The organism is Mesorhizobium sp. M7A.F.Ca.US.014.04.1.1 (assembly GCF_003998745.1).
Classification (GTDB): Bacteria; Pseudomonadota; Alphaproteobacteria; order Rhizobiales; family Rhizobiaceae; genus Mesorhizobium; species Mesorhizobium ciceri.
The window spans coordinates 1-5,046 of the sequence record NZ_RZRW01000425.1; the positions used below are offsets into that span (position 1 = coordinate 1).

A 5,046-nucleotide genomic window follows, 5' to 3' on the forward strand; every position below is an offset into this window, starting at 1 on the left:
CCATGGTGCTGGCGCTGGTGCTGCTGCCGGCGCTCGCTGGCGTGCTCGGCGGCCAGGAGCAGGCCGACGCCCATGCCAGCGGCCTGCTGTCGCTGCCGGCCAGCTACGGCATCTGGGGCGTCGTCGGCATCACGCTGGCCAAGGTCGCCGCCTTCGTCATCGTCATGCTGGTGGTCGGCCGCCGGGTCATTCCCTGGATCCTGCACTATGTCGCCCATACCGGCTCGCGCGAACTGTTCCGGCTGGCGGTTCTGGCCATCGCGCTCGGCGTCGCCTTCGGTGCGGCCAAACTGTTCGGTGTCTCGCTGGCGCTGGGCGCCTTCTTCGCCGGCATGATCATGAGCGAATCCGAACTCAGCCACCGCGCGGCGGAAGAATCGCTGCCGCTGCGCGATGCCTTCTCCGTGCTGTTCTTCGTCTCGGTCGGCATGCTGTTCGACCCGTTCAGCCTGATCAGCAATGGTTGGCCAATCCTGGCGACGCTCGCCATCATCGTCATCGGCAAATCACTGGCCGCGTTCGCCATCGTTGTTGCCTTCGGCTATCCCATCGCCACGGCGCTGATAATCTCGGCAAGCCTCGCCCAGATCGGCGAGTTCTCCTTCATCCTGGCTGAACTCGGCGTCGGGCTGAAGCTGCTGCCGGAACAGGGCCGCGACCTCATTCTGGCCGGCGCGATCCTGTCGATCGTCCTCAACCCGCTGATGTTCCTGGCCATCGACTGGATGAAGCCGTGGCTGGAACGGCGCGCCGCCAGGACGGCACCACCGGTCGAGGCAAAACCGGTTGGTCCGGCGACGGAGCCGGGCCAGGTGGCCTCTGTCGCGGCAGCGGCGAAAAAGGAGGACGGGCCGCCGCCAAAGACGGCACTCACCGGCCATGCCATCCTGATCGGCTACGGCCGTGTCGGTGGCCTGGTCGGCTCGGCCCTGAAAGGCGCGGCAATGCCCTTCCTGGTCATCGAGGACGCCGACAAGACGCTGGCGAGGCTGAAAGCGGACAGCATCGAGACCGTCGCCGGCAATGCGGCCAATGCCGAAGTGTTCGCCGCCGCCAACCCCGAAGGCGCCAGCCGGCTGATCCTTGCCATCCCCAATGCCTTCGAAGCCGGCCAGATCGTGCTCCGCGCCCGCGCCGCCAATCCCGCTATCAACGTCATCGCCCGTGCCCATTCCGATGCCGAGGTCGAACATCTCAAGGGTTTGGGCGCCGATACGGTGATCATGGGCGAGCGCGAGATTGCGCGCGGGATTGTGGAAGAAGTTCTCGGTTCCAAACCGGAGTTGAGGCGCGAAACCGCCGAGCCGTCGGTGGCCTGAGTCCCAAAGCCCAAGCTGCACTCTCGCACGCTGGCAACGTGATCGGCTCGACCACCCTTTCAAGCGAGCATCACGCCACGAATGCAGAGCCGCCATTTTGCGCGATACCGCTGAGGTATTTGGCCGGCGGCTTCCCAAGCGCCTTCTTGAACATGGTGATGAAGGCCGTAACGGAACCATAGCCGAGATCGCCCGAGACCTGCTGGACACTCTTGCCGGAAGCCAGTTCCCGAATTGCAACGATCAAGTGCAATTGCTGGCGCCAGCGCCCGAAACTCAGCCCCGTCTCCTTTGCCACAAGGCGGGCGAGGCTGCTCTCGCTGAGCGCGATGCGGTTGGCCCATTCCGCCAGTGTGCTGCGGTCGGCAGGGTCTTGCGCCAACGCTTCGGCGATCCTGTTCAAGCGTGGCTCGGACGAGATCGGCAGGTGCAATTGCTGGACAGGCATGCGTGGCAATTCGGTGAGCAGCATCTTGGTCAAGAGTTCGCCCCTCGCCCCGTCACCCTCCACCCGATCGGAAAGCTCGATGATCAATTCGCGCAGCAGGGGCGAGATTGAAAACGTGCAGCACCGCTCCGGCAGATCGGCGGCTCCCGGCTCTATGTAGACGAAAAAAATCCGGGCGTTGGCGGTTGCGACATTGCTGTGCTCCATGCCGCCGGGGATCCACACCCCGCAATGCGGCGGCACCATCCATAGACCGCTTGGAACGCGGCATGTGACGCCGCCGCCGAGTGCGAAGACGAGTTGGCCTTTGCGGTGCCGATGGGCGGGGACTTCCGCTCTGGTGTCGGGGATGTCGACGCGCACGGCAATCGCCGGCGCGGCAGGGTCATCCACATCGAGATCGAGCCAGGGGTAGCTGAGGGGTTGTCTCATGGTTGACTGTTATTAGCGATTAAACGCCATGATAGCTAAATTCTTTAACAGCGAAAGTCGATAAGCTCCGGCTCGTACTCAGCTTGCCGTGCTTTCCACAGCAAGCTGGCACCGACAAGCCAGCAACAAGGTACGCCATGCTCGCCCTGGTCATCTCTCCCGAAAGCGCGACCGGGTTGAGGCTCGCCGACATCGCCGAGCCTCAACCGGCTTCGAACGAAGCGCTTGTCTCTGTCCACGCAACTTCGTTGAACCGGGGCGAACTGCGCCTGCTTGCCATACGCCCCGAGGGCTGGATACCCGGCCAGGACATCGCGGGGATTGTCGAACGAAGAGCAGCCGATGGTTCCGGGCCAGCCGTCGGCGCCCGGGTTGTTGCTTTGGTCGACGAGGCCGGTTGGGCCGAACGCATCGCAGTCCCAATCGACCGTCTCGCCGTCCTGCCGGATGACGTCAGTTTCGTTTCCGCAGCCACACTTCCTGTCGCCGGTACGACGGCACTAAGGACTCTACGCCATGGCGGCGACCTCGCCGGCCAGCAGGTCTTGATCACCGGTGCAAGCGGAGCGGTCGGCCGTTTTCAGATCCAGATCGCCCGCGAGCAAGGCGCCTCGGTGACGGCAATCGCCGCGGCCCGGCACGCCGACGATCTCCGCGGCCTCGGAGCCCGGCAGGTTGTCGAAGCGATCGATCTGGCCGAGGGGCCGTTCTCGCTGATCACCGAGTCGGTCGGCGGCCAAAGCCTCGCACGCGCGATCGAACGTATCGCACCTGGCGGGACCATCGTCATGTTCGGTTCGAGCAGCGGCGAGCTGACGCCCGTCGGATTCCGCCAGTTCGTTCCGGATCATGAAGGGGCAAGGCTTCAGACTTTTGCGTACTACACGTCTGGTCCAGGCATCGGCGAGGACATCGCCTCACTGCTCGCTCTGGTCGCAGCCGGCCGGCTCGAAACGCGCGTGGCCTTGACGGCGCCGTGGACAGACGTCGCTCAAGCGCTGGACGCACTGCGACAGCGCAGCTTCAGCGGCAAGGCTGTTCTCACCATAACAGGATGAGCATCCTGTTTTGTCACACGTGCTGGCCGCCATTGATGTGGATTTCCGAGCCAGTCACATACGACGCCTGCTGCGAGCACAGGAAAAAGATGATGTCGGCGACTTCGGCCGTGGTGCCAAGGCGCCTGAGAGGAATGGTCTCGACGATCTTGTCCGTGCCCGGCGACAGGATCGCGGTATCGATTTCGCCCGGCGCAATCGCGTTGACGCGGATGCCGTGCGGACCGAAATCATGCGCCATCTCGCGCGTCAGCGAGCCGAGTGCCGCCTTCGATGTCGCGTAGGCCGTGCCGGCGAAAGGATGCACGCGGGTTCCGGCGATCGAGGTTACGTTGACGATCGAGCCCTTGGCCGCCGCCAGTTCCTTGAACAGCCCGCGCGCCAGCATGATCGGCGCGAAGAAATTGACCTGGAACACGTCGCGCCAGACATGCATCGGCGTGTCGATCGAATTCATGCGGCTGTTGCCGTCCTTGAGCTTCGGCGAAATGCCGGCATTGTTGACCAGCGCATGCAACTGGCCGCCATGCGCTTCCAGCCGGTGGCGAATTTCGGAGACGGCGATGCCGACATCCTCCTGATCGGCGAGATCGACCTTGATGTGGTCTTCCGGCCCGGCCGGCCACGGGCAGTCCTCGGCGAAAGCCTGCCTGGAGCAGGTGATGACGCGCCAGCCCTCGCGCGAAAAACGCTTGACGGTGGCGTGGCCGATGCCGCGGCTAGCGCCGGTCAGCACGATGGTCTTTCGGGTGTCGAGCTCAGTCATTTCAGGTCTCCAGCCGGCAGATGTAGCCGAACGCCGCCGAGGTGGCGAGAGGCCGAAATGTCACCATTCACCTCAAAGGAGGAACCGGGAAGCCGGCTCGCCGTTGGTCCTTGAATGCGGAAAGGGTGCGGGGTTCTGAATCAATCTATCAGGACAAAGTCATGACACAGACAGCACCCCTCGACATCGCCACCGCCTTCACCAAAGCGTGGACAGGACACGACCTCGAAAAGGCAGCATCCTATGTCGCCGACGACGTCGTTTTTGATGGGCCGATGCAACAGTCGACTGGCAAGGCCCCCTACCTCGAGGGCCTGACCAAACTTTCACAGGATGTGACCGGTGTGCGCATGATCGCGGCCTTCGGAGACGACCACCAGGCGCTGCTAATGTATGACTTGATGACAGAGTCGTCCGGCGCGCTTTCCTGCGCCAAGCACCTCACCATCAGCGACGGCAAAATTCACAGCGACAAACTGACCTTTGACAGCAAGAAGCTGGGCAGCGCCAAACCAAAGGCGAATTAGCAGGTCTACTCAGCCGCCAAGGAGGTCGAGGATCGAGGTCTGCCGCTTCTTGCGCGGGCCGCCAACGTCGCCTGGCGGCACCGGGTGCTTGATCGACGCGGTGGCGCCGTCATCCCCCGGCATGGAAAGGCCATCGGCATCGACGGTTTGGGCGGGACGAGCCGCGCGGACCGGCGCTGGCGCTTGGGCAACCGGCGCTGCTGGCCGCGCTGGTGCCTGCTGGCCGACCGACGTGGACGGAACCGGCGCCGTGTTGTTCGCCGAGGGTATCTCGTCGGGGACGATTGTGTCGCCCGGCGTCGATTTCCAGGTGCCGGGCAGCGGCCGCACCGGCACACCTTCGTGGGCCGCAACCATGAACTCGTGCCAGGCCTGCGCCGGCAGTGCGCCGCCGGTGACCTTCTTCATCGGGCTGCCATCATCATTGCCGAACCACACACCGGTGGCGAGATTGGCGGTGTAGCCGACGAACCAGGCGCCGCGCGAATTCTGGCTG

The 5,046-nt window shown here is 64.1% G+C and carries 5 protein-coding genes and 1 pseudogene; 3 read left to right on the forward strand and 3 right to left on the reverse strand.

Going from position 1 to position 5,046, the window contains the following annotated elements; translation table 11 throughout:
* The coding region (locus tag EOA22_RS23995; RefSeq protein ID WP_127390261.1) for a cation:proton antiporter at nucleotides 1-1,319 on the forward strand (1,319 nt) is incomplete at its 5' end.
* 70 nt (nucleotides 1,320-1,389) lie between these two features.
* On the opposite strand, the gene EOA22_RS24000 is transcribed toward EOA22_RS23995, so the two are convergent.
* Nucleotides 1,390-2,199, reverse strand: a complete 810-nt coding sequence (locus tag EOA22_RS24000) for a helix-turn-helix transcriptional regulator (RefSeq protein WP_063169019.1) — start codon at nucleotides 2,197-2,199, stop codon at nucleotides 1,390-1,392.
* Nucleotides 2,200-2,336: 137 nt separating this feature from the next.
* Between EOA22_RS24000 and EOA22_RS24005 the strand changes: the two genes are divergently transcribed.
* On the forward strand, nucleotides 2,337-3,257 hold the full coding sequence (locus EOA22_RS24005) for a zinc-binding dehydrogenase (RefSeq protein ID WP_013529557.1): 921 nt from the start codon (nucleotides 2,337-2,339) through the stop codon (nucleotides 3,255-3,257).
* A gap of 13 nt (nucleotides 3,258-3,270) precedes the next feature.
* On the opposite strand, the gene EOA22_RS24010 is transcribed toward EOA22_RS24005, so the two are convergent.
* Entirely contained in the window at nucleotides 3,271-4,023 is a 753-nt protein-coding gene (locus EOA22_RS24010; RefSeq protein ID WP_013529556.1) for an SDR family oxidoreductase, read from the reverse strand.
* A gap of 161 nt (nucleotides 4,024-4,184) precedes the next feature.
* Between EOA22_RS24010 and EOA22_RS24015 the strand changes: the two genes are divergently transcribed.
* Entirely contained in the window at nucleotides 4,185-4,550 is a 366-nt protein-coding gene (locus EOA22_RS24015; protein WP_027161316.1) for a nuclear transport factor 2 family protein, read from the forward strand.
* Nucleotides 4,551-4,559: 9 nt separating this feature from the next.
* Here the strand turns inward: EOA22_RS24015 and EOA22_RS24020 are convergent.
* Nucleotides 4,560-5,046, reverse strand: a pseudogene (locus EOA22_RS24020) (penicillin-binding protein); the annotation flags it as partial.

Bases quoted from the DNA above. Each gene is read 5' to 3' on its own strand.
- EOA22_RS24015 (WP_027161316.1), top strand. From the start codon at position 4,185: ATGACACAGACAGCACCCCTCGACATCGCCACCGCCTTCACCAAAGCG.
- EOA22_RS24000 (WP_063169019.1), bottom strand. From the start codon at position 2,199: ATGAGACAACCCCTCAGCTACCCCTGGCTCGATCTCGATGTGGATGAC.
- EOA22_RS24010 (WP_013529556.1), bottom strand. From the start codon at position 4,023: ATGACTGAGCTCGACACCCGAAAGACCATCGTGCTGACCGGCGCTAGC.
- EOA22_RS24005 (WP_013529557.1), top strand. From the start codon at position 2,337: ATGCTCGCCCTGGTCATCTCTCCCGAAAGCGCGACCGGGTTGAGGCTC.